The organism is Priestia sp. SIMBA_032, from assembly GCF_046535215.1.
GTDB lineage: Bacteria > Bacillota > Bacilli > Bacillales > Bacillaceae_H > Priestia > Priestia aryabhattai.
Genome location: NZ_JAWRXD010001553.1, coordinates 1 through 236, shown reverse-complemented (window position 1 = coordinate 236; position 236 = coordinate 1). Strand labels below are relative to the sequence as shown.

Here is a 236-nt window from a genome sequence, read left to right as displayed (position 1 = left end):
CGCGCAGCGACCAGCGTCTGCCGGGCGATCTCCACCTCTTCGTCGGTGGGGACGACCAGCACGGCGACGCGCGAGGCATCCGTCGAGATCCGGGTGATCTCGCCGCGCCGTGCGTTCTCGTTGCTTTCGGGGTCGAGCTCGACACCCGCGAACTCGAGACCGCGCAACGCGCCGGCGCGGATGTGCGCGACGTTCTCGCCGACGCCCGCCGTGAAGCTGATCACGTCGGCCCCTCC

The 236-nt window shown here is 71.2% G+C and carries 1 pseudogene; it reads right to left on the bottom strand.

The features are described from left to right. A pseudogene (locus tag SB717_RS39495) lies at nucleotides 1–224 on the bottom strand (acetate kinase); the annotation flags it as partial. Nucleotides 225–236 lie beyond the last annotated feature (12 nt).